This window comes from Pseudomonas sp. FA-1 (assembly GCF_056856075.1).
This window is the reverse complement of the sequence record NZ_JBWXTH010000011.1, coordinates 122,019-143,994: the sequence shown is the minus strand read 5'-3', so window position 1 is coordinate 143,994 and position 21,976 is coordinate 122,019. Positions and strand designations below refer to the sequence as shown.

General features: G+C 63.2%; 20 protein-coding genes and 1 pseudogene. 9 read left to right on the top strand and 12 right to left on the bottom strand.

What is annotated here, in order from left to right; genetic code table 11:
- Positions 1-13 precede the first annotated feature (13 nt).
- Together AC1MHZ_RS19655 and AC1MHZ_RS19650 are read left to right on the top strand one after the other, a co-directional pair.
- Entirely contained in the window at positions 14-1,882 is a 1,869-nt protein-coding gene (locus AC1MHZ_RS19655; protein ID WP_482966809.1) for a DNA/RNA helicase domain-containing protein, read from the top strand.
- A 449-nt stretch (positions 1,883-2,331) separates the two neighbouring features.
- Positions 2,332-2,500 (top strand): annotated as a pseudogene (locus AC1MHZ_RS19650) (arsenic resistance protein); the annotation flags it as partial.
- 91 nt (positions 2,501-2,591) lie between these two features.
- Here the strand turns inward: AC1MHZ_RS19650 and AC1MHZ_RS19645 are convergent.
- The 7 genes from AC1MHZ_RS19645 to AC1MHZ_RS19615 form a co-directional block, all read right to left on the bottom strand.
- Entirely contained in the window at positions 2,592-3,521 is a 930-nt protein-coding gene (locus tag AC1MHZ_RS19645; RefSeq protein WP_482966808.1) for a malate dehydrogenase, read from the bottom strand.
- A gap of 134 nt (positions 3,522-3,655) precedes the next feature.
- Entirely contained in the window at positions 3,656-4,099 is a 444-nt protein-coding gene (locus AC1MHZ_RS19640; protein ID WP_084855508.1) for a GFA family protein, read from the bottom strand.
- A gap of 270 nt (positions 4,100-4,369) precedes the next feature.
- Positions 4,370-5,764, bottom strand: coding sequence for a GABA permease (gabP, locus tag AC1MHZ_RS19635; RefSeq protein ID WP_084855509.1), 1,395 nt, complete (start codon positions 5,762-5,764; stop codon positions 4,370-4,372).
- A 454-nt stretch (positions 5,765-6,218) separates the two neighbouring features.
- Positions 6,219-7,229, bottom strand: coding sequence for a zinc-dependent alcohol dehydrogenase family protein (locus tag AC1MHZ_RS19630; protein WP_324818081.1), 1,011 nt, complete (start codon positions 7,227-7,229; stop codon positions 6,219-6,221).
- Positions 7,230-7,290: 61 nt separating this feature from the next.
- A complete protein-coding gene (locus AC1MHZ_RS19625) occupies positions 7,291-7,881 on the bottom strand; it encodes an HAD family hydrolase (protein WP_084855511.1) in 591 nt (196 codons plus the stop codon).
- Complete coding sequence (gene tesB, locus AC1MHZ_RS19620) at positions 7,878-8,747, bottom strand: acyl-CoA thioesterase II (RefSeq protein ID WP_482966807.1); 870 nt, start codon at positions 8,745-8,747, stop codon at positions 7,878-7,880. The genes AC1MHZ_RS19625 and tesB overlap by 4 nt, the downstream gene beginning before the upstream one ends.
- A 92-nt stretch (positions 8,748-8,839) precedes the next feature.
- Entirely contained in the window at positions 8,840-9,409 is a 570-nt protein-coding gene (locus AC1MHZ_RS19615) for a GNAT family N-acetyltransferase (protein WP_084855513.1), read from the bottom strand.
- Positions 9,410-9,634: 225 nt separating this feature from the next.
- Here AC1MHZ_RS19615 and AC1MHZ_RS19610 point away from each other — a divergent pair, with 225 nt between their 5' ends.
- Complete coding sequence (locus AC1MHZ_RS19610; protein ID WP_084855514.1) at positions 9,635-10,549, top strand: histone deacetylase family protein; 915 nt, start codon at positions 9,635-9,637, stop codon at positions 10,547-10,549.
- A 149-nt stretch (positions 10,550-10,698) separates the two neighbouring features.
- Complete coding sequence (locus tag AC1MHZ_RS19605; protein ID WP_482966806.1) at positions 10,699-11,940, top strand: TIGR03862 family flavoprotein; 1,242 nt, start codon at positions 10,699-10,701, stop codon at positions 11,938-11,940.
- Positions 11,941-12,045: 105 nt separating this feature from the next.
- Here AC1MHZ_RS19605 and rhlE1 read toward each other — a convergent pair whose 3' ends face one another.
- Together rhlE1 and yedA are read right to left on the bottom strand one after the other, a co-directional pair.
- Positions 12,046-13,377: an RNA helicase RhlE1 gene (gene rhlE1, locus AC1MHZ_RS19600; protein WP_084855516.1), complete on the bottom strand. Its 1,332-nt coding sequence runs from the start codon at positions 13,375-13,377 to the stop codon at positions 12,046-12,048.
- Positions 13,378-13,431: 54 nt separating this feature from the next.
- Positions 13,432-14,352 carry a drug/metabolite exporter YedA gene (gene yedA, locus AC1MHZ_RS19595; protein ID WP_084855517.1) on the bottom strand — a complete coding sequence of 307 codons (921 nt, stop codon included), beginning with the start codon at positions 14,350-14,352 and terminating at the stop codon, positions 13,432-13,434.
- A 154-nt stretch (positions 14,353-14,506) separates the two neighbouring features.
- Here yedA and AC1MHZ_RS19590 point away from each other — a divergent pair, with 154 nt between their 5' ends.
- Complete coding sequence (locus AC1MHZ_RS19590; RefSeq protein ID WP_084855518.1) at positions 14,507-14,965, top strand: Lrp/AsnC family transcriptional regulator; 459 nt, start codon at positions 14,507-14,509, stop codon at positions 14,963-14,965.
- 37 nt (positions 14,966-15,002) lie between these two features.
- Here AC1MHZ_RS19590 and AC1MHZ_RS19585 read toward each other — a convergent pair whose 3' ends face one another.
- On the bottom strand, positions 15,003-15,482 hold the full coding sequence (locus AC1MHZ_RS19585; protein ID WP_084855519.1) for an NYN domain-containing protein: 480 nt from the start codon (positions 15,480-15,482) through the stop codon (positions 15,003-15,005).
- A gap of 71 nt (positions 15,483-15,553) precedes the next feature.
- On the bottom strand, positions 15,554-16,285 hold the full coding sequence (locus AC1MHZ_RS19580) for a DUF2076 domain-containing protein (protein ID WP_482966805.1): 732 nt from the start codon (positions 16,283-16,285) through the stop codon (positions 15,554-15,556).
- Between the two features lie 154 nt (positions 16,286-16,439).
- Here AC1MHZ_RS19580 and AC1MHZ_RS19575 point away from each other — a divergent pair, with 154 nt between their 5' ends.
- Together AC1MHZ_RS19575 and AC1MHZ_RS19570 are read left to right on the top strand one after the other, a co-directional pair.
- Positions 16,440-17,096: a YciC family protein gene (locus AC1MHZ_RS19575; protein WP_084855521.1), complete on the top strand. Its 657-nt coding sequence runs from the start codon at positions 16,440-16,442 to the stop codon at positions 17,094-17,096.
- A gap of 355 nt (positions 17,097-17,451) precedes the next feature.
- Positions 17,452-17,973, top strand: coding sequence for a hypothetical protein (locus AC1MHZ_RS19570; RefSeq protein ID WP_084855522.1), 522 nt, complete (start codon positions 17,452-17,454; stop codon positions 17,971-17,973).
- A 38-nt stretch (positions 17,974-18,011) separates the two neighbouring features.
- Here the strand turns inward: AC1MHZ_RS19570 and hrpB are convergent, their stop codons facing one another.
- The gene (gene hrpB, locus AC1MHZ_RS19565) at positions 18,012-20,540 is read right to left on the bottom strand and encodes an ATP-dependent helicase HrpB (RefSeq protein ID WP_482966804.1); all 2,529 of its coding nucleotides are present in this window, start codon (positions 20,538-20,540) and stop codon (positions 18,012-18,014) included.
- Between the two features lie 117 nt (positions 20,541-20,657).
- On the opposite strand from hrpB, the gene AC1MHZ_RS19560 reads away from it, so the two are divergent.
- Together AC1MHZ_RS19560 and AC1MHZ_RS19555 are read left to right on the top strand one after the other, a co-directional pair.
- The gene (locus AC1MHZ_RS19560) at positions 20,658-21,077 is read left to right on the top strand and encodes a polyribonucleotide nucleotidyltransferase (RefSeq protein WP_084855524.1); all 420 of its coding nucleotides are present in this window, start codon (positions 20,658-20,660) and stop codon (positions 21,075-21,077) included.
- A gap of 22 nt (positions 21,078-21,099) precedes the next feature.
- Positions 21,100-21,969, top strand: coding sequence for a cation diffusion facilitator family transporter (locus AC1MHZ_RS19555; RefSeq protein ID WP_482966803.1), 870 nt, complete (start codon positions 21,100-21,102; stop codon positions 21,967-21,969).
- The last annotated feature ends 7 nt before the right edge of the window (positions 21,970-21,976 follow it).

Below are 21,976 nucleotides of genomic sequence, written 5' to 3'. Positions count from 1 at the left end.
CTAAGGACAACCCGTGATCGTTTACGCTGCGACCAAACAGCAATTTCTTAAAGACAACGATAACGATGACATTGAGGAGGTGATCCTCAGGCATTACAAGGAAGCTACCGGCAAGAACGTTGGCTCCTCGGAAATCAGGTCGTGGCAAGGGTCCCTGACGTACATGGCCAAGGTCCTTAGAGATGAGGGCCTCCCGAGCGATGCAGGCCTGGCCATTGAATTGCACATTCCGCAGTCGTCGAAGCGAATCGACTTTCTACTCACCGGTCGCGACGAAAACCAGGCAAAAAAGGCCGTACTGATCGAGCTGAAGCAATGGAGCAAGGCCAACGCCACAACCAAAGACGCCATCGTCAAAACGGCGTTGGGTGGCGGCCTCATTGAGACCATTCACCCGTCCTATCAGGTATGGTCCTATGCAGCGCTGCTGGAAGGCTTCAACGAGGCGGTGTATGACAAAAGCATCGAAATCCGTCCGTGTGCCTACCTCCATAACTATGTCAGCGACGGGGTCATAGATTCAGCACACTATGAGCCCCACATCAGCAAGGCTCCGCTGTTTCTGAAAGGCCCGGAAGAGCTCACTAAACTCAGAACCTTTCTGAAAAAGCATATAAGTCATGGCGACAACAAAGAGGTTCTTTACGAGCTGTCCGAAGGAAAAATTCGCCCATCCAAGGCGCTAGCCGAAGCCCTCGGGGGGTTGATGAAAGGCAAACCCGAGTTCGTATTGATTGACGATCAGAAAGCAATTTTTGAGTCGGCGCTTGCGGCGGCATGCGAGGCCTCGGACCAAGCACCCAAGGTGATGATCATCGAAGGTGGACCGGGCACCGGAAAAACTGTTCTGGCTATCAATCTGCTGGTGAAGCTCACCGAATTGAAGCTGATGAGCAAATACGTCTCCAAGAATGCTGCCCCTCGCAAGGTCTACGAAAGCAAACTGGTTGGCACCATCAAGCGTAGCCATTTCTCGAATTTCTTTTCAGGCTCTGGGGCATTCATCGACACTGAGCCCAACACATTCGATGCGCTTATCGTGGACGAGGCTCACCGGCTGAATGAGAAAAGCGGGCTTTATGGAAACCTTGGGGAGAACCAGATCAAGGAGCTGATTGACTCAGCGAAATGCTCCATTTTCTTCATTGATGAGGACCAGCGTGTAACCTTGAGCGATATCGGCAGCAAGCAGGCGATTCGCGCCTTTGCGAAAGCCAAGGGTGCGGTGGTTGAAGAACACGTGCTGTCTTCGCAGTTTCGCTGCAGTGGTTCTGACGGTTACCTGGCATGGCTGGATGACACGCTAGGCATTCGCTCGACGGCAAATCCGACGCTTGAGACCCAAGAGTACGAGTTTAAGGTGTTCGACTCACCTCAGGCGATGCATGACGCAATCAACGAGAAAAACCACAGGAACAAAGCTCGTGTGGTCGCGGGCTATTGCTGGCCTTGGTTGAGCAAGAAAGACCCCACCGCTTTTGATATCGTGATTGGTGACTACAAACGCCAATGGAACCTGGATCAGGATGGCAGCCTGTGGATCATCGCTGAAAACTCCATCGAGCAGGTTGGCTGCATTCATACCTGCCAAGGTTTGGAAGTCGACTACGTCGGGGTAATTATCGGTCCAGATCTGGTCGTGCGTGACGGTCAGGTAGTGACATCCCCGGATGAGCGCGACAAGCACGATAAATCGATTCGCGGCTGGAAAAAAATGATGAAAGAGCAACCTACCCTCGCGAAAAGTGAAACAGACCTGATCATCAAAAATACATACCGAACCCTGATGACACGGGGGATGAAGGGTTGCTACCTGTACTGCACCGACAAAGAGACGGCGCAATACTTCGAGAGTCGGCTTAGCCAACACGGCAATCATTGACGGTATCGTTTGCTAGGAGCCCCTGTACCGGCAAGCGCAGGGGCAACGGTCAACTGGATGACCATTTGCTTTATAGATTCGGCCCCGATTCGTTTTCGGGGCCGGTTCTCAAAAAGCACCGTCCATCGGAATCCAGACCACGCAACGTTCCAACTGGTATTCCATACAAGTTGACCAAAAAATTATTTACCAGCCAAAACAGATAGATACCGACCGGCTTCAAATTACCCCAGCCCATTAAAAACCGTCCACGGACGTCTCTTCTTTGGGACTTTGCACTATCCAGAACTAACATTTTTTACCGGTATGCCACTGACGATTTACATTCCCGTGGGGCATCATCAGGTGCCTAGCATAAAACCATCCCCTTCCAACGAGCGTACCCTGAGCAACGCCCAGAAGCAGCACGAAGAGCGCGGGCACGGCAATCAGCTGGATTCTGACCCGCGGCACCGCTGCTCGGTTTGCTCTCGGCGCGCCCGCGGCGCCTACAGCCCAGCGAGCCACGCGCGGTAAATCTTTAGCGCCTCCACGCACAACTCACTGGTGGTATTGCCGCTGGCACTGGCCTTGCCTGAAAACATCCGCAGACTGGCAGCGGCAGCAGCCATTACCCAGATATCGGGCAGCACCCCGGCTGTTACATTGATTCACTCCCCGTACCCATTCTGCCCGGATCTTATTCGTCAACGCCCAACCCCTACACTGCTCACAACGCTTTCATCTCAGCAATATCCCGCGCCACCTGATCTGCAGAGTGATCAAACATTGCCTGCTCCTGCACATCCAGCGGCAACTCGATCACCCGCGCCAGTCCCTGCTCTGCCAGTACACAAGGCACGCCCATGGCGATGTCGTGACGCCCGTACTCGCCCTGCAAAATGGCCACCGCCGGCAAAATGCGGTTTCGTCCATTGGCGATCGCATCGACCATCTGGGCAATGGCCACACCCGGTGCATCGCAGGCGCTGCTCAGTTTCTTCAGGCCGAGGATCTCACCACCACCTTTACGCGTACGCTCGACAATTTGCTCGATCTGCTCATTGCTCAAGAAGTGCGACAACGGCACCGAGCCGATCTGGCAGTAGCGCATCAGCGGCACCATGCTGTCACCATGCCCGCCCAACACCAGCGCCGTGATGTCCCGGGCAGAAAACCCGGTTTGCTCGGCGATGAAACACTTCATGCGGGCAGTGTCCAACACGCCGGCCTGCCCGAACACCTTGTCGCGACCCAGGCCGCTGATACTCCAGGCGCGGTAGGTGAGCACGTCGACTGGGTTGGACACCACCAACACCGTTGCCGTAGGTGCATGCTGTTTGATATCGGCCATGATGCTGTCGAGGATGGGCAAGTTGGTACTCAGAACATCCTGACGCGACTGGCCTGGCTTGCGCGGAACGCCTGCAGTGATGACCACCAGCTCGGAGCCATCCAGCATCTCGGCTTTGGCCCCGCCGTAGACACGGGTATCAGACCCGGACTCTACAGCAGCCTGCCACACATCCAGCGCCTTACCCTGCGCCAGCTCACCCTGAACGTCCATCAACACCAGCTCATGGCATAACTCATCCCGAGCGATGATTTGCGCTGCCGCCTCGCCGACCAGCCCGGCACCCACGATTGTCAGTTTGTCCATCAGACACCTCCTAGCCGCGTGCGCCACCAGGAACACGCCTGCGTATAGAGAAGTATCGTCCGCTGGGGCGAAAACACATCCGAAAACTTGCGCCGTCGCAGGCCTGTCGTGAGCGACCTTTTAGGGCCATGAAGTCACTCAGGATGGCGCGCGTAACGCAGCCACCCGGCAATGCCTGAGCCGCCCTCTACGCGGTCTTTGGGATGACTCCGGCCCTCATTGACGGGCACTTCCGGGAAGTCGAACGGGCTCATTCCCTCGATACATGCCACGTTGACGCCGTATTGGTCCGGCGCAGAACGGCGTTGGTGGAACGTGTAGATGCCGCACTTTGAGCAGAAGTAATGCTTTGCTTCACGTGTGTTGAACTGATAGAGGGTGAGCGCCTCTTCCCCCTGGGTGACCGTGAGGTCGTTCAGGTTGGCCGATACCGCTACGGCACCACGCATACGGCAGAGCGAGCAGTTACATCTGCGTGCGGTACGCAAACCATCGGTCAGGCGCACAGAAAAGCGGACAGTCCCGCAATGGCAGGCTGCTTGGTAGAGTGGACGGTCATCGTTGCTGTCATCGGTCATAACAGGCCTCTAATCGGTTCCTGGAAGGCGAAGCGTGGGCTTGCCACGGGTGCAATTCTTCAGGGCTGTGTGATCTCCTTCAAAGCATACAATCACCCCTTTCGCAAGGAGCCACTCTGTAGACCGCTGCCGCACCAGTGCCCACTACCAGGTCGTAGCCACAGTTGCGACAGATAACCCCCGAGTGCCTCACACCGAAACACCTCGCCCATAACGAAAAAAGGCACCTGTCACCAGATGCCTTTTCCTTTACCCAGAATCGACCGACCGTCAGCCCACCGAGCGAGCCATCGACGCCGCCCGCGCCTGCCCACGGCTGGTGATGATCCCCAGGAAGGAAATCACCAACGCCAAGCCCAGGGTCGAAGTCACCTCCGCGCGATGCTCCTCGGTGAACATCATCACCCCCAAGGCGCCAGCGATGAAGATGATCACCGCCCAGGTCAGGTACGGGAACAACCACATACGGAACTTCAGCTCAGTGCTTTCGCGCTCCAGGCGGCGGCGCATGCGCAGCTGGGAAATGGCGATGGCCATGTATACCAGCAAGGCAATGGCACCGGAGCTTGCCAGCAGGAACTCGAACACGCCCTTGGGTGCGAAGTAGTTGAGGATGGCGATGCCCGCTCCGATCAGGGTGCTGCCGAACACGGCTGCGTAGGGTACGCCGGCTTTGTTGGTGTGGTTCAGGACGGCTGGGGCGTCGCCGCGCTTGGCCAGGGAGTACATCATCCGCGAGGCGATGTAGATCGACGAGTTCATGCAGCTGGTCACGGCCACCAGCACCACCAGGTCGACCATGAACGCAGCATTGGGGATGTTCATGATTTCCAGGGCGCGCTGGTAGGAGCCGACCACTGCCAGTTGCGGGTCGTTCCACGGCACGATGGAGATGATCACGAAGATCGACAGGATATAGAACGTGCTGATACGCCAGATCACCGAACGGGTGGCCTTGGCGATGTTGCGCGACGGGTCGCTGGACTCGGCGGCAGCGATGGTCACTGCCTCGGTGCCGATGAAGCTGAACATCACCGTGATGAACGCGCCGACTACTGCGGACCAGCCCTTGGGCGTGAAGCCGCCATGCTCGGCCATCAGGGTGCTCAGGCCGCTGACTTCGCGGTTTGGCAGCCAGCCCATCAGGGCCGCGAAGCCCAGGCCGATGAAGCCGAGGATCGCCGTGACCTTGAGGATCGCGAACCAGAATTCGAATTCGCCGTACTTGGCCACGCTGAACAGATTGGTGCCAGCGAGCAGCACGACCGACAACAAGGCGAAGATCCAGCTGTCCACCTGGGGGAACCAGGCGTTGAGCACATGGCCTGCGGCCAACGCTTCGATAGGGATCACCAATACCCAGAACCACCAGTACAACCATCCGATGGTGTAGCCGGCCCAGCGGCCGATGGCTTGTTCAGCGTAGGTGGAGAAGGAACCGGTGTCTGGATGGGCGACGGCCATCTCACCGAGCATGCGCATAACCAGTACCACCAGGGTGCCGGCCACGAAGTAAGAAAGAATGGTAGCTGGCCCGGCCGCCGCGATGGCGTGCCCGGAACCTACGAAAAGTCCGGCACCGATGATGCCCGCGATGGACAACATCGTTACATGACGTGGCTTGAAACCTTGTGCAAGGTTGCCATCAGATCCCACGGTGTTCATTGGTCTTGTTCTCTTTTTGCTGACACAAGGAAAGACGGGCAGACGTAGGCGAAAAGCTTCTCCTTTGAAAGAACGGTAACCAGGTACACCACTCACGCTCTGTTGTTGACGTTTTCACGCTCAGGGCGATGCACCGACAAAATGCGGGGTCCACTTTAAGCCGGGGTGGCCGAGGGCAAAATACTCGAAAACGTCCCGCAACTGTTCGATCACGACACGGCGTTGCCGGGCTGGTCACATTTATCAAATGGCCACTAGGGGTGCTCTGGGACGGGCGTTCCAGCGGAATGGGACCGAGGGCGCTACGCGCCCTTTTCGCGGCACAAGGCCGCTCCTACAGGGGGGCGCGCGTCCTGTAGGAGCGGCCTTGTGCCGCGAAAGGGCTGCGCAGCAGCCCCCTATAGGGGCGGCCTTGTGCCGCGAAGAGGCTGCGCAGCAGCCCCCATTGGCAGCCTCAGTAGGTCAGGCAGATCTTGCCGAAATGGCGATTGCTTTCCTGGTAGCGGAAGGCCTCGACGATCTGCTCGAGCTCAAAATGCTTGTCCACCACCGGTCGCAGGCCATTGGCGTCGATCGCGCGGATCATCGCCTGCTGCTGGGCGCGGCTGCCTACCAGCACACCCTGCAGGCGAATCTGCCGAACCAGCGCCTGGACCAGCGGCAGTTGCCCAGCAACGCCGGTAAGGATGCCGATCAGCGAGACATGCCCGCCGATACGCGCGGCGATCATCGACTGCTCCAGGGTCGCCGGGCCACCCACCTCGATCACGTGGTCCACGCCACGGTTGCCCGTGAGCTCGCGCACTTTTTCGCCCCACGCCGGGGTGCTGCGGTAGTTGATCAGGTGATCGGCGCCCAGGGCCTTGAGGCGCTCGAGCTTGGCATCGCTGGAGGACGTAGCGATCACCGTGGCACCGGCCAGCTTGGCGAACTGCAGGGCGAAGATCGACACCCCGCCGGTACCCTGCACCAGGACCGTATCGCCTGGCTTGAGATGGTCATCGCTCATCAGCGCGCGCCAGGCGGTCAGGCCGGCGGTGGTCAGGGTCGCCGCCTCGGCATGGCTGTAGCCCTGGGGCGCCTGGGTGAAGGCGGTGGCGCGGGCGGTGACCTGCTCGCGGGCATAGCCATCGATACCGTCCCCGGGCACGCTGGCGAAACCTTCCACGTTCGCCTGGCCGTCGAGCCAGCCCGGGAAGAAGGTGCTCACCACCGAATCCCCGACCTTGAATTCGCTGACGCCCGGGCCCACGGCAACCACCTCGCCCGCGCCGTCGGCCATGGGGATGCGCCGCTCGCTCGGCCCCCACATGCCGCTGACCACTGCGAAGTCATGGTAGTTGAGGGAGCTTGCGTGCAGGCGCACGGTGATCTCGCCAGCCTGGGGCGCAGGCGCCTCGCAGGTGCCGACCTGGACCTTGTCATAACCGCCGCCGGGTTGGACGTAGATCGCTTTGCTGCTCATGGCTGGGTCTCCTTGGTAAGTCGAAAATTGCAGTGCAGCTTAGCCTGTGCCTGCATGCCGGTCAGCTCAACAACCCTCGCAGCGCATGGCAATCTGCTGCATGCCAGTCCACAAGCTCCGGCCAGGGGTTGTCCGGCAGGTTGACCAATACCGTGCGCGCGCCGGCGGCACGCCCGCAATCCAGGTCGAAACGGTAGTCGCCGACCATCACCAGCTCGCTCGGTGACACGCCCCAGGCGCGGGCGATCCTCAGCAGGCCGTCGGGGTTGGGCTTGGGCGCGGCTTCGTCGCGGCCAAGAATATGCTCGACCGGGAAGCAGTCCGCCAGGCCGATGGCCTCCAGCGTCACATGGGCCAGCTCCCGGGCGTTGCGGGTGAGGATACCCAACTGGCAGCCGCGCCCGGCCAATTCACGCACCAGCTCGACGGCGCCAGCCGCCGGGCGCGAGGCGATCGCCAGGTCCCGTTCATGCTCCAGCAGCCAGGCGTGCTTGGCGGCCGCCTCCTCCACCGGCAAGGCCGCCAGGTGGGTAAGGATGTCGTGCTCCGGCGGAATGCCCAAGGCCTCGCGGATGGCGGCGAAATCATGCACGGCCACCGTCAGGGTGCCGTCCATGTCGAACACCCAATGACGAATGGCGCCAAGGCTCATGCCCAGTCCTCGCGATGGCGGATCAGGCCTTCCTGGCACGACGATGCCACCAGTTGGCCGGCGCGGTTGAAGATGCTGCCGCGGTTGAACCCGCGAGCGTTGCCGGCCCAGGGGCTGTCGGTGGCATACAGCAGCCACTCATCGGCGCGCAGGTCGCGATGGAACCACAACGCGTGGTCGAGGCTGGCGATCTGCATGTCCTTCTGCCACACCGACTTGCCGTGGGGCAGCAGCGAGGTGGTCAACAGGCCGAAGTCCGAGGCGTAGGCCAGCAGGTACTTGTGCAGGGCCGGCATGTCCGGCAGCTTGCCGTCAGCGCGGAACCAGGCGTACTTGATCGGCTCGCCCGGCTTGGGGTTGAACGGGTCGCGCTCGGTGACCGGGCGGATCTCGATCGGCTTGGCGCACAGCACCTTGTCACGAATGCGCTCGGGCAACCGGTCAGCCATGGCGCTGGCCAATTCGACCTCGGTGGGCAGGTTTTCCGGGCCGACCACGTCAGGCATCTGCACCTGGTGCTCGAAGCCGCCCTCGTCGTACTGGAACGAAGCGCTGCAGGTGAAGATGGCATGGCCTTTCTGGATCGCCGTCACCCGCCGGGTGCTGAAGCTGCCGCCGTCACGCACGCGGTCCACCGAGTACACCACCGGCATGCTGGCATCGCCTGGGCGCAGGAAATAGCCGTGCAACGAGTGCACATGGCGCGCCTCCTCGACCGTCTGGCTCGCGGCCGACAGCGACTGGCCCAACACCTGGCCGCCGTACAGTTGGCGGAAACCCAGGTCCTGGCTGCGCCCACGGAACAGGTTCTCTTCGATGGATTCAAGGCTCAACAGGTCGACCAGGTCGTCCAATACGTGGCTCATGGGGTTCTCCTAGCAAGGCATCACGGCTCTACGGCGCAGTTATGCAGCAAATGATACAGGGTTTGTCATTGACGCCCTGCATAAGCTGCCATTCAGCCACGCAAGGTTTCTTGCCAGCGTGCCCGGTCGATGCGGTACAGCACATGGGGGCGCAAGGGGTGGTCGACGGCCAGGCGGGGGTGTTCGAAACTGCCGGCGGGGTCCTGGACCATGCCGATGGCCTGCATGACCTTCTGCGACGGCAGGTTGCCCTCGGCAGTGAACGACACCACCTCATCCAGGCGCAATTGGGCGAACGCACAACGCAGGCAGGTCCAGGCCGCCTCGCTGGCGAAGCCAAGCCCCCAATGGCGCCGGGCCAACCGCCAGCCGATCTCAACGGCCGGAGCGAAGGGGGCATCGAAATTGACATTGAGCAAGCCGGTCATGCCGATGAACGCACCACTGTCCTTGCGCTCCAGCGCCCACAATCCGAAGCCGTACTCGTTGAAATGCCCACGGATGCGCCCGATCAGCGCTGCCGCCTCCAGGCGCGTCATCGGCGCGGGGAAATAGCGCATCACCTGAGGGTCGGCGCAAAGCGCGGCGAACTCGCGCAGGTCATCGTCCTGCCACTGGCGCAGGATCAGGCGTGCGCTCTCCAGTTCGAAGATCGGGGTCATCGGGGCCGCTCCGCATTCATAGTCATGCAGTCTATAGCGTAGGCGCGGGCCTGGCCTTCACCCAGCCCCCAAGACCGTGAATGTATTTTCCACGCCCACTTCACCGGCCACCGGGGTAGCGCATGCAGCCGAGCAATGCCCTGGAAAACCGCCTCCACCGTCCTCGGTGGCATCGCCTCGTCACTGCTGGCAAGATCAGTGCCTGCCCCTCGACGCGATACCACCATGCCGTTGCCGCTGATCTACCACGACGACTACAGCCCGGAGTTCCCAGCCGAGCACCGTTTCCCCATGGACAAGTTCCGCCTGCTGCGCGACCACCTGGTCGACAGCGGCCTGACCCTGGACACCGAGCTTCTGCGTCCGCAGATCTGCCCCAACGACATCCTCGCCCTGGCCCATGACCGCAGCTACATCGAGCGCTACATGCAAGGCGAGCTGTCCCGTGAGGATCAGCGCCGCCTCGGCCTGCCCTGGAGCGAGGCGTTGGCGCGGCGTACCGTACGTGCCGTGGGCGGCTCGTTGCTGACCGCCGAAATGGCCCTGGAAAAGGGCATCGCCTGCCACCTGGCCGGTGGCACCCACCATGCGCACTACGACCACCCGGCTGGGTTCTGCATTTTCAACGACCTGGCGGTGATCAGCCGCTACCTGCTGGAAGCCGGTCGCGTGCACCGGGTGCTGATCTTCGACTGCGATGTCCATCAGGGCGACGGCACCGCACGGATCCTTCACGACACCCCCGACGCCATCACCGTGTCGCTGCATTGCGAACAGAATTTTCCCGCACGCAAGGCCCAAAGCGACTGGGACATCCCCTTGCCTCGGGGCATGGGCGACAACGCCTACCTGAAGGTGGTGGACGACGCCCTGAACTACCTGCTGCCGCTGTACCAGCCTGACCTGGTGCTGTACGACGCCGGCGTGGACGTGCACAAGGACGACGCCCTGGGGTACCTGCAACTGACCGACGCTGGCCTGGCTGCCCGTGACGAGCAGGTCATGCGCCATTGCCTTGGCCGCGACATCCCCGTGGCCGGGGTGATCGGCGGTGGCTACAGCAAGGATCGCCAAGCCTTGGCCAAACGTCATGGCATCCTTCACCACAGTGCGGCGCGGGTACTCGGTTGTGCACAATGACTGTGGAACCGCCTGTGGATAACCTGAGCGAAAGACGCTGCAGGCCTTTAACTGCCTGATCTGCAAAGCATTGGTTATTTTTTGTGCAGTGTTTCCCTGGGCCCGCCTGGGGTAGAATGCCGGCTCTTTTCCACAGCCTGAAATCGCCCATGCCCAGCCAACGCTCCGCCTCCCCTCCCCTGGTCGCTGTCATTGGCGGCGGTCCCGCCGGCCTGATGGCCGCCGAGGCACTGGCAGGCGCTGGCATGGCCGTGCAGGTGTTCGATGCCATGCCGTCGGTGGGCCGCAAGTTCCTGCTGGCCGGCGTGGGCGGCATGAACATCACCCATTCCGAACCTTACCCAGCCTTCGTTTCGCGCTACGCCGAGCGTCGTAACGAAATCGACGCCCTGCTTCGCGACCTGGATGCCGACGCCTTGCGCCAGTGGATCCACGGCCTGGGCATCGAGACCTTCGTCGGCACGTCCGGGCGGGTGTTCCCCCGCGACATGAAAGCCGCGCCGCTGCTGCGCGCCTGGCTCAAGCGTCTGCGCGACAGCGGTGTGGTTATCCACACCCGCCACCGCTGGCTGGGCTGGAACGATGACGGCACCTTGCGGATCGCTTATCCACAGGGCGAGCTGCGCCTGCACGCCGATGCCGTGGTACTGGCGCTCGGGGGCGGCAGCTGGGCACGCCTGGGTTCAGATGGTAGCTGGCAGCCGCTGCTGGCCGAACGGGGTGTGGATATCTCGCCGCTGCGGCCAAGCAACTGCGGCTTCGAAGTGGAAGGATGGAGCGCGCTGCTCAAGGAGAAGTTCGCGGGCGCGCCGCTGAAGAATATTGCCCTGAGCGTGCCGGGCAGTACGCCGCGCAAGGGTGAATTCATCCTCACCGTCCAGGGCGTCGAAGGCAGCCTCGTCTATGCATGGTCCGCAGCAGTGCGCGAGGCCATCCACCGCGACGGCCGGGCCACGTTGCTGCTCGACCTGCTGCCGGACCGGCCTGTGGATAAAGTTGCCCAGGCCCTGGCCAAGCCACGTGGGTCCCGTTCCATGGCCAAGCACCTGCAGGGCCAGTTGGGGATCGACGGAGTCAAGGCGGCATTGCTGCGTGAGCTGACCGACCAGGCAACCTTCGCCAACCCCACCTCGCTGGCCAAGGCAATCAAGGCCCTGCCGATCGAACTGGTGCGCACGCGGCCCTTGGACGAGGCGATCAGCAGCGCCGGTGGCGTGCGTTTCGAAGGGGTGGATGAAGGGTTGATGCTCAAGCAGGTGCCTGGCGTATTTTGCGCGGGGGAAATGCTGGATTGGGAGGCGCCGACCGGCGGCTACCTGCTGACCGCCTGCTTTGCCAGCGGGTTGCGAGCGGGCAAGGCGGCCGTGGCATGGCTGGAGCGGCGTCGCTGATAGGGGGCTGCCTTGCAGCCCAATCGCGGGACAAGCCCGCTCCCACAAAGACCGTGTAGGAGCGGGCTTGTCCCGCGATTGGGCCGCACAGCGGCCCCCAAAATCTCAAGGCTTACGCTTACGCGGCCCGCTGTTGAAGCTCGGCACCTTGCGCACCGGCTTGACCGCAGGCTCCGAAAAACTCGCCTCGGCACTGTCCATCCAGCGCCCCAACCCACGCTTGGCGCTGCTCTCCTTCGGTTTCTTGGGTTTCTTCGGCTTCTTCAGCACCTGACCATTGGCATCGGTCAGCGGCACCCGGTGATCGGGGATGAAGTCCGGCTCTTCATGGCGCGGCAGCGTCTGGCGAATCAGCGTCTCGATCGCCGCCAGCAGCTGCACTTCATCCGCACATACCAGCGAGATCGCCTCGCCCTTGTTGCCCGCCCGGCCCGTGCGGCCGATACGGTGCACGTAGTCTTCGGCCACGATCGGCAGGTCGAGGTTGACCACCAATGGCAAGTCGTCGATATCCAGGCCCCGAGCGGCGACATCGGTGGCCACCAGCACCTGGATCTCGCGCGCCTTGAAGCTGTCCAGGGCGCGCTGGCGGGTGGCCTGCGGGCGATCGCCATGGATACCGTCGGCGTTGACGCCCTCGCCCAGCAGCCGCTCCACCAACTGGTCGACGCCGTTGCGCGTCTTGGCGAACACCAGCACCTGCTTCCAGCGCTGCTTGCGCAGCAAATGGCAGAACAGGTCGGCCTTGCGCTTCTTGTCCACCGGCACCAGCCACTGCTTCACGGTGCTGGCGGTGGTGTTGCGCGGGCTGACCTCGATGCTCAGCGGGTCGTTCAAGGCCAGGCCCGCGAGCATGCGGATCTGGTCGGAGAAGGTCGCGGAGAACAGCAGTGTCTGGCGCTTGCGCGGCAAGGCGGCATACACCGCCTGCAGCTCTTCGGCGAAGCCCAGGTCGAGCATGCGGTCGGCCTCGTCGAGCACCAGCACCTGCACCTGGCCGAACTTGACGGCGTTCTGGCGGAACAGATCGAGCAGGCGGCCAGGGGTGGCCACCAGCAGGTCGACGCCTCGACGCAGGCGCATCATCTGCGGGTTGAGGCTGACCCCGCCGTACACCGCGTAGGTGCTCACCGGCAGGTTTTCGGCGTACTCACGAACGTTGGCATGAACCTGCTCGGCCAGTTCGCGGGTCGGCACCAGCACCAGGGCACGAATCGAATTGCTCTGCACCTTTTCCCCTTCCAGGGCCAGGCGCTGCAGGACCGGCAAGGCGAAACCGGCGGTCTTGCCGGTGCCGGTCTGGGCTGCGGCCATCAGGTCGCGGCCGGCCAGTACGGCGGGAATGGCCTGGGCCTGGACCGGGGTCGGAGTGGTGTAGTCCAGCTGCTGCAGGGTGCGCAACAGCGGTTCGATCAGGCCGAGTTTGGCGAAATTCATGGAGATACCATCAGGGGGTTCAGCGAAGGCGGCAGTTTACCGCAACACCCCACCCTACTTGCACATTTCGCCCTTCAACGGCGCCGGCTGCTCAGGCGCCTTGCGCCACTGCGGCAGGCCGATCAGCACCACCGCCCCGATGATCACCGCCATCGCCACGCATTCCTCGGCACCGATCCGTTCGCCCGCGAAGACGATACCCAACAACACCGCCACCGCCGGGTTGACATACGCATAGCTGGTGGCCGCCGCCGGGCGCACATGCTTGAGCAGGTACATGTAGGAGCTGAACGCCAGGATCGAACCGAAGAACACCAGGTACGCCAACGCGCCCCAGCCCGCGGCGGTCGGCATCTGCACCAGGCGCTCGCCGCTGACCGCGCTGCCGATCAACAGCGCGGCCCCACCGACCAGCATTTCGGCAGCGCTGGCCATGGCTCCCTGGGGTAATGGCAGGCTCTTGCTCCATACCGAGCCAAAGGCCCAGGCCGCCGCAGCGAACAGGATCAGGGCCGCACCCATGGGGCTGGCCTGCAGGTTGGAGCCCAGGTTGAGCAAGCCGATACCCACCAGGCCAAGCGCGATGCCCGCCCACTCCAGGCGCGAATTGCGATGCCCGAACAGCAAGCCGAACACCAGGGTGAACAGCGGCACCGTCGCCACCGCCAACGCGGCGACACCCGACGCCACTCCGGCATGCTCGGCCAGGGTCACACCGCCATTGCCGCAACTGAGCAGCAAGAAGCCGATCGCCCCCGCCGCACGCCATTGCGGCCAGGTCGGCGCGGGTACGCCCCGCCAGCGCAGGAAGCCATACAGCAGGCTGCCGGCGATGACGAAACGCACCCCGGCCATGAGCATCGGCGGCCAGGACTCGACGCCGATCCGAATGAACAGGTAAGTGGAGCCCCAGACCAGGTAGAGGGCGAGGAAGGCGCCGATGAGCAGCAACGGGGCAGGACGGGACGCAGGCATGGGAAAACACTCGAAATCCGTTTACGGGTGACTTAGTTTAGAAAGGGCTTCGCGCAAACTTAAGTTACAAAACGGCTTTAAATGACCAATACACTTTGCAATGAACGGTTATGCGAGGGCTTAGCCGTGGATTGCATGGCAGCCAGGAACCACCATGGATAAGTACGACCGCATGCTACTCGCCGCCCTGCTGGAAAACGGCCGGGCCACCTACGCGCAACTGGCTCGCCAAGTGAATCTGTCCGCACCGGCGGTGGCCGAGCGGGTGGCCAAGCTCGAGGCCAGCGGCGTGATCACCGGCTACACCGCCAAGGTCGATCTGGAGAAGATCGGCCTGCCGATCCAGTGCGTGATCGAATTGCGCCTGGCCAGCCACGGCAACCAGCAGGCCTACGACGCGCTGACGCGGATCCCGCAGCTCACCGAATGCCATCGGGTGACGGGCGACCCCTGCGTGATCATGCAGGCGGCCGTGGGGTCGATGAATGAGCTGGAGGCATTGATCAACCAAGTGTCGCAGCTGGGCTTCAGCAAGACCTCGATCATTCTTTCCAGCGCCGTGGAGCGGCGGGTGCCGCTTGGGCAGCTAGAGGGCAACGGGAGGAAGGGCTGAGGCGCACATCTCCCCTGTGGGAGCGCCCACCGGCCTGTCAATGGCGCAGCAACAGCTGCCCCTCGATCGGCACGTACCGGCTGGCCGCGCGAATCAACGACAGCGCGGTAAGCCCAGGCACCCCATAGACCACCGTCTCGACGCCATGACGCTGGTTGGCCCGCTCCATCAGTAGATCAAAGTCGCCATCGCCAGAGGCCAGCACCACCTGGTCGACCCGGCTGGCGGCGTCGATCACATCCAGGGTGATACCCACATCCCAGTCCCCCTTGGCCGAGCCATCGCTGCGTTGGATGAACGGTTTGAGCCGCACCTCGAAGCCCAGGTTACGCAGGATCTGCTGGAACTGTTGTTGCTTGCTGTCACCACGGTCGATGGCATAGGCCACCGCCTCGACGATCTGCCCCTGGCGACTGACATCGGCCCAGAGCGCGGCGTAGTCGAAGTGGCAGCCATGCACCTGGCGCACGGTGTAGTAGAGGTTCTGCACATCGGCGAACAACGCGATCTTCTTCACCCTGACCTCTCTGGCTGCGTGAACGGGGCCGCACGGCAGCAGCCCCAATGCGCGCCAGTATGCCAGAGGCGTCAGACGAAGGTGTCGTCGTCAGAGAAGAAGCCACCGCCATCGCTGCCGTAGTCGCTGTCCGCAAAGCCTTGGTCGTAGCCGTAGTCGCCGTTGTCGGCCACCTGGGGTTGGCCGCCCTGGTCGGTCCAGCCGCCGTTGTCGCTGGCCGGCGCCGGTTCTTCCTTGATCACCTCGACCACTTCCTCGGGCTGGGAGCCATGGTTGAACAAGCTGCTGATGCCTTGTGCCAGCAGCACGCCACCGGCCACACCGGCGGCCGTCTGCATGGCACCGCCCAGGAAGCTGCTGGCGCCACTGCGCGCCGGCGCGGCATTGAAGGCAGGCTGCTGGCGTTGGCCGAAGCCTGGCGCCGACGGCTCGCGCCAACCGCCACCGGAGGCCACGGGCGCGGTCGGGCGCTGGGGTTGGGGCGCCGGCGCGGCCTCGCGCGCCCCGCCACCGAACAGCCCCGACAGGAAGCCCCCGCCACCACTACCGCTGCGGCTCGTCTCCGCTTGTGCTCGGGCCTGCTTGAGTTCGGCCTCGAGCTGCTTGTTCTGCTCGTCCAGACGCTTGATCGCGGCCTCCTGGACCAGGATTGCCTGGGTCATGTAGTACGGCGCTGCCGGCTGCTGGCGCAGGTGTTCCTCGATGCGCGATTGCGCCTGGGCGTCGCGGGCCTGGCCTGCGTCCTCGGCTTGCTTGATGCGGCCGAACAGGCCATCGATCAGGGTTTGCTCTTCAGTATTCATTGGCTACCTCGTGCACAGGGCGAACATCGGATAGCGTCAAAGATGGGGGTCGCGGGCGATGGAATCAATCAACCAAAGGGTGAAACTTTTTTCAGCGAGCGACGGACTGGGCTAAAGTTACGCCCTGCTTTTTCTGCCATGCGATATAGACCCGATGAATCCGCTGAGCGTCCTGCGCGACTCCCTGTACTTCTTCCGCCGCCACCTGCTGAACATCATTCAGCTCTGCCTGCCCTTGGTCGCGGCCGAGGCCCTGTGCACCCAATTGCTGTACCGCCAGTTGGGCGACGAGGCCTCCACGGCCTACGGCATGCTGGTCAGCATGCTGTTCTACCCGCTGTACAGCGCCGCCCTTATTCTTTACATGGACACCCGCAGCAACGGCCAGGACGTTGCCAAGCGCAACCTGTTCGCCCGCGCCGTGCAGCTGTGGCCGGCCCTGGCCCTGCTGATCCTCATCAGCTCGCTGCTGATCATGGCGGGCCTGGCGCTGTTCATCTTCCCGGGCGTGTGGATCATGATCAACCTGGTGTTCGCCGAGTACCTGCTGGTGCTGCGTGGCCTGCCGGTGGTACAGGCCATGCGCGAGAGCGCCCGGATGACCACCGGGCACTTCATGCGCATCCTGATCTGCATGCTCGCCGTACTGGCTCCGCTGTGGCTGCTCGACGGCCTGCTGCTGATGGCCTTCCCCGAGCCGCAGCCGGGTGTGCAACTGGCGCTGGACAGCCTCAGCGGCTTCCTGCAACTGTTCAGCAGTGTGGTGCTGTACCGCCTGTTCATGCTGCTGGAAAACGACGCACTCGCCTGAGCATCAACGAGCGCACGCTCTCAGGAGCCGCTGCAATCTGCTGCGCCGGCGGCTGCGCTCTCTTCTACAGCGGGCTGAGCGGGACAAATGTTCCCTCTCGGCCCACCTCTTCGCCCTCGACGGCACCCGCCTGGCCCGTGCCCAAACGCAGGATGCCATCCTGTTGCAGGAGCCGGACAACAGCGCCAAGACCCTCCTGAAGTGCCGCCTGTCGGCCAGTGATTCGCCTTGCATCGCGTCAGGTTTCTGAGCGTTAAGCACGGAAAAGCCTCCAACTTCGCCCCAGTTCGACGCCTGGTTAGTGTTCTGTTCGTGGACCACAAGCCTCTATTCAACAGAACGGCGGAGTATTTTCATGACCGACAACCTCACGAACTGGATCGCAACAGCTGGGTCTTTCGATGCCCACATACACTGTTATGTGACTCCAATGTACTGGACCGGTAACTACTGGGCAGAGGTGAACCCTTTTGAGGAGCTAGACATCCAAGATCGCCCTCCACAATCCCCCGTACGCCTGAGCGAAGGTTCCAGTCTCGAAGAAAACTGGCTCATCGCTGGAGGCGGGACGCCCACGACCTTCAAAATTCTGTTCGACTCCCAAACCCCCAACCGCCTGTACGTCCGCATAAAAGGCACTGGCAGCAACAGCAACAGCCAAGTCGAGATCAGCCGCAATGGCTACCTTGGCCTCTACCGAGGTGATGCGAAGGTTGACCTATTGAAACTCGAGCCGCTGGAGTGGACTCAGGACACGCTACGTTGCCGAATCCGTGATCACTTGGGACACACCGTGAAACTTGCACGCAGTAATCAAATCTACCTCTGCGTGCAAGACGGAGACGACACGACATTCCTGATCACCCGACAGCAGTGACAGCCGGATGAATTGCCCCCTCGGCAACCCTGGAATCATCAGGTACCTCTGGGCTTGGCCCTCGCCGTGGCTTCGGCCACGAGCGGGTCATCGGGCCAATAGTGCTTGGGATAGCGACCCTTGAGGTCCTTCTTCACCTCGGCGTAGGTGGTGCGCCAGAAGTTGGCGAGATCCTGGGTCACCTGCACCGGGCGGCGCGCCGGTGACAGCAGGTGGAGCTTGACCTGTTGGCGCCCCTGGGCGATGCGCGGCGTGTCGGCCAACCCGAACAATTCCTGCAAACGCACAGCGAGGATCGGCGGATTCTCGCTGTAGTCCAGGCGAATGCTCGAGCCGGATGGAACCGTCAGGTGCGCAGGAGCCAACTCCTCCAGGCGCTGGGGAAGCGGCCAAGGCAACAGGTTGCGCAAGATCGACGGCAGGTCCAGTTGGGCAAAGTGGCTGAGGCGAGACACCTTGCCCAAATACGGCTGCAGCCAGCTCTCCAGGCTGGCGAGCAGGGCCTCGTCGCTCAGATCGGGCCACTCGCTGTGGCCGTCCTTGTTCATGTCCAACTGACGCAACAGTGCTATTCGTGCCTGCCATTGACGCAGTTCGGGTGTCCAGCTCAGCAGGTTCAAGCCCTTGCGTCGCACCAGGCCCAGCAACGCCTTGGCACGGGCTTCGTCATTCAGCTCCGGCAAGGGTTCGCGGCTGAGCACCAGCTCGCCGACCTTGCGCTGGCGCTCGGCGCGCAGCACCTGCTCGCGTTCGTCCCAGTCCAGGATATCGAGTGTTTCCACCTGCTCGGCCAGCGCCCCCTCGAACAGGCTCGGATAGAACTCGGCGGCCAGGTAGATGCGCTCCTCGCGCTGCCCCTGACGGCTACCCAGGTCCGCGATTACCAGCCATGGGCACTTCATCAGTGCATCCACCTCGGCGAACAGCGCCGCACGTCCATTGGCCAACCGGTACTCAGCGCCACCCTCGCGCCGCTGCTGGGCAATCCGGTCGGGATAGGCCAGCGCCAGCAATGCGCCCAACCAGCGTGGGTGATCCACATCGGCGACAGCCGCGCCACGCTCGCCGCGCAGCAGGCCACGGTACTGGCGCGCCAGTTGCCGGACGCGCTGTACGCCCCCTGGGCCGCCACGGGCCGCCTTGGTTTCGCCGCTGAGCAGGGCCAGCCGGCTGTGCAGGTCAGCGCCAGCCCCGCGCAGAATGTCGCGCTCACCCAGCAGCGCGGCCACATCGCACGCCATGTCGGCCAGGCCCAGTGCCTGGCCACGCAACAACAGATGGGCAATGCGCGGGTGCGCAGGCAGTTCGGCCATGGCCTGGCCATGTTCGCTCAAGTGCTCACGGCTGCCAGGCTTGAACGCCCCCAACCGGGCGAGCAAGTCGCAGGCCTGGGCATGGGCAGCGCTCGGCGGTGCATCCAGCCAGCGCAACTGATCGGGCCAGACACCCCAGCGCGCCAGTTGCAAAGCCAGGCCCGCCAGATCGGCCTGGAGGATCTCGGCGCTGCCATGGGCCGCCAGCTGGTCATGCTGGGCCTCGGACCACAGGCGATAGCACACGCCCGGCTCCAGGCGCCCGGCACGGCCGGCGCGCTGGGTGGCGCTGGCGCGAGAAATACGCTGGGTCTCCAGGCGCGTCATGCCGCTGCCGGGATCGAACCGAGGCACACGCGCCAGCCCGGCGTCGATGACCACGCGTACACCGTCGATGGTGAGACTGGTCTCGGCGATGTTGGTGGCCAGCACCACCTTGCGCAGGCCCTTGGGTGCAGGCTCGATGGCGGCGCGCTGGGCATTGAGGTCGAGTTCGCCATGCAATGGGCAAAGCAGCACATCCGCGCACTCGCCCAAGGCCTCTTGCAGCGACTGGTGGACCCGCCGAATCTCAGCCTGGCCCGGCAGAAACAACAGCAGGCTGCCGGGCTGTTCGGCCAAAGCCTGGAGCACGCAATCGACCACCCGCGGCTCGACGAACTCACCTGGCTGATACGGCCTGCTCCAGCGAATATCCACAGGGTGCATGCGCCCTTCGCTGCTCACCACCGGGGCATCGTCGAGCAAGCGCGACAGCCGCTCGCCCTCCAGGGTGGCGGACATCAGCAGGATCTTCAGCGGCGGCTCGTCACGCAGCAGTTCCCGGCCATTGAGGCTCAGCGCCAAAGCCAGGTCTGCGTCCAGGCTGCGTTCATGGAATTCGTCGAAGATCACCAGCCCCACCCCCTCCAGCGCAGGGTCGGCCTGCAAGCGGCGGGTGAGGATGCCTTCGGTGACCACTTCGATACGTGTCGTGGGGCCGACCTTGCTGTCCAGGCGGATGCGGTAGCCCACGGTTTCACCGACCTTTTCGCCCAGCTCACTGGCCAGGCGCTCGGCGGCCGCGCGGGCGGCCAGGCGACGGGGCTCGAGCATCAGGATGGTCTGACCGGCCAACCACGGCTCGTCGAGCAGGGCCAGGGGTACGCGGGTGGTCTTGCCGGCGCCGGGCGGCGCCTCGAGCACGGCTTCGTCGCGCTCGGCCAGGGCCTGGCGCAAGGCGGGCAATACGGCATCGATTGGTAATGAAATCATGGTGGTCCTCGAACAGAGGTCCGAGTATAACGGCGAACCACGCCTGGCTTATCATGGTCTGAACAACAGGAGCTGGCGTTTGGCCTGCTCCTTCGGGTTACCGTTTCGGAGATTCACATGCGCATCCACTCCCGCATCATCGGTGGCGCCCTCATCGCCACGTTGCTGGCCCAGCTCACCGCCTGCGGCACCATCTTCTACCCGGACCGCCGCGGCCAGATCGAAGGCAAGATCGACCCGGTGGTCGCTGCCCTGGACGCCATCGGTATCCTCTTCTACGTCATCCCGGGGCTGATCGCCTTCGGCGTAGACTTCGCCACCGGTGCCATCTACTACCCGGGCGGCACCACCGCACATGTCGACCCGGCCAAGCTCAAGCCCGCCATCAAGGCCGATGGCCAGGTCGACAACGCCAAGCTGCAGGCTATCCTCGAAAGCGAACTGGGCCAGCGCCTGCCACTGACCGACCCACGGCTGATCCAGCACCGTGGCAGCGTCGAACAACTGGCCGCCTACGGCCTGGCCCCAGCCGCCTGATCGAAGGGAACACCTGCCCGGCATGACTTCCAGCGCCGAACACCAACGCCTGCTGCGCCTGGCCACCCGCGCCTCTCTGGCCGTGGCCAGCCTGCTGGTACTGAGCAAGGCCGTGGCCTGGTGGCTGAGCGGTTCGGTCAGCTTGCTGGCCGGCCTGACCGACTCGGCGCTCGATGCGGTCGCTTCCTTCCTCAACCTGCTCGCGGTGCATTACGCCTTGCGCCCGGCCGACGATGACCACCGCTTCGGCCACGGTAAGGCCGAAGCACTGGCCGGTATGGCCCAGGCGCTGTTCATCGGCGTCAGCGCGGTGTTGATCGGCGTGCAGGCGGTCGAGCGGCTGAAAACGCCACAGCCCTTGGGCGACACCGCCGCCGGTATCGCCGTGATGGTATTGTCGCTGATGCTGACCCTGGCCCTGCTGGCCTTCCAGCGCAAGGTGATCCACGCCACCGGCTCCACGGCGGTGCGCGCCGACTCGCTGCACTATCGCTCCGACCTGCTGCTCAACGGCAGCATCCTGCTGGCCCTGGTGCTGGCCCGCTTCGGCTGGCCACAACTCGATGCCTTGTTCGGCCTGGGCATCGCCGTCTACATCTTGTGGAGTGCGGTGCAAATTGCGCGCGAAAGCACCGCGATCCTGATGGACAAGGAACTGCCCGCCGACATCGGCGAACGCATGCTCGAGCTGGTATGCGCCATACCTGGGGTAAGGGGTGCACACGACCTGCGTACGCGGGTCTCGGGTAACCGCTGGTTCGTCCAGTTGCACCTGGAGCTGCCAGGCGAGCTGGCTCTGCACGAGGCCCACGCGCTGTGCGTGAAGGCCTCCGAGGCGATCCGCCAGCGTTATCCACAGGCGGATGTGATGGTGCACGCCGACCCGGTATAGCTGGCGC